We start from the raw sequence: 1,916 nt of genomic DNA on the forward strand, positions 1-1,916 counted from the left end.
ATACAGTGTGCGCCGGGAGACCGGTAAAGATTAAGGGGTGGAAGTCCCCGACCATTGAAGGACCAGCAATCCACAGGGTCCCCGAGTCATGCGTTGCATACCGCGAGGTATGGGGCGAAGCGTTGACAGGGGTGTTGACAGGCCAGCCATTGAGCCACGAAATGTATATTAAATTCCCGGGTGCCGACGTTGTACTGTTTACGGAAGGCAACATCATAGGGTGCGTTACTGCGAGTGCCATATGGACCCGGCGGGGTCTGAGACCCTGGCATGTCAATACGATCTTTACGCGGGAACCGGGAGCTCTCCCCTCTGACCATCTGCCAGTGCCGGAGATGGCCCGCACCGGGAAGGCGAGGAGCCGAAGCCGGTGATGTACGGAGAGGAGAAGTCGGACTCGCTCATAGTAGCTGCGAAGCTGGCGAACAATCCGCAAGGAGCGGAGTCAGTGGAGCGAAGGAGCGGGGCCAAGGGAAACGCGGAACAGCCACACATGCGCCGGACGCAGAGCCGGGAAAGTATGTCACAGAGGCTGTCACGCGTGCGGGAAGCTGCGAAGCAGCGGAAGAAAGAACGGTTTACAGCACTGTTCCACCTTCTGACAGCAGAGGCACTGGAGATCGCATTCCTCTCCCTGAGCAGGAAAGCGGCTGCCGGAGTTGATGGCGTCAGGTGGAAGGACTACGCCGAAAACCTGAAGGTCAACATAGCAGATCTGCACCGGAGGCTTCATCAGGGCAGTTACAGGGCCAAGCCCGGCAGGCGGCACTACATCCCGAAAGCGGATGGTAAACAACGCCCGCTCGGGATTGCCTCACTGGAAGATAAAATCGTCCAGTATGCGCTGGTTAAGATCCTGAATGCAGTCTACGAAAACGACTTTATGGGGTTCTCATACGGGTTCAGACCCGGGCGAAGCCAGCACAATGCGCTGGACGCACTGGCCACAGGGCTGGTCCGGACCAATGTAAACTGGGTACTGGATGCCGATATCAGTCAGTTCTTCGACAAGGTAAGCCATGAATGGCTAATCAGGTTCATAGAGCACAGAATCGGCGACCAGAGGGTAATCAGGCTCATACGAAAGTGGCTCACAGCCGGGACCTCAGAGGAAGGAGAATGGCGGGCATCGGAGGAAGGCACCCCACAGGGTGCGGTTATATCTCCGTTGCTGGGAAACATCTACCTCCACTATGTCTTCGATCTGTGGGCACATCAGTGGCGACGCCGCCATGCCACAGGCAATGTGGTCATGGTCAGATACGCCGATGACATCGTCATCGGGTTCGACAAGCGAATCGACGCTCAACGCTTCCGTATAGCCATGCAGCGCAGGCTGAGGGAGTTCGGACTCACGGTACACCCGAAGAAAACCCGACTGATGGAGTTCGGCCGCTTCGCAGCCGAAAACCGCGCCAGCAGGGGAAAAGGTAAACCGGAAACGTTCAACTTCCTCGGGTTCACGCATATCAGTGGGAAAGATCGTAGCGGCAGGTTCATGCTGATACGAAAGACACGCCGGGATCGGATGACGGCGACACTGAAAGCCATCAAGGACGGACTGCGAAAGCGCTGGCATTACTCAATCCCCGAACAGGGAAAATGGCTCAGAAGGGTGGTTCAGGGATACCTGAACTACCACTCAGTCCCGGGCAACTATCCCATGATGCGGAAGTTCAGGATATACGTAACAGACCTCTGGCGACGGGCGCTGAAGCGCAGAAGCCAGCAGGATGATACGACATGGACGAAAGCTAACAGACTGGCAGCCGCATGGCTGCCGAAGGTTCGGGTTCTTCATCCATGGCCTGTGGAGCGGTTCACCGCCAGACACCCGAGGCAGGAGCCCGGTGCGTAAATAGCGCACGCCGGGATCTGTGCGGGGGGTACCCGGTAACGGGTATCCCTACCGCGAC

1 protein-coding gene is annotated in these 1,916 nt (G+C 57.5%); it reads left to right on the forward strand.

Annotated elements, in window-relative coordinates:
- The first annotated feature begins 370 nt into the window (after positions 1 to 370).
- Positions 371 to 1,858, forward strand: coding sequence for a group II intron reverse transcriptase/maturase (ltrA, locus tag EV102420_RS20770; RefSeq protein ID WP_165570679.1), 1,488 nt, complete (start codon positions 371 to 373; stop codon positions 1,856 to 1,858).
- The last annotated feature ends 58 nt before the right edge of the window (positions 1,859 to 1,916 follow it).

The organism is Pseudescherichia vulneris NBRC 102420, from assembly GCF_000759795.1.
GTDB classification, from domain to species: Bacteria; Pseudomonadota; Gammaproteobacteria; order Enterobacterales; family Enterobacteriaceae; genus Pseudescherichia; species Pseudescherichia vulneris.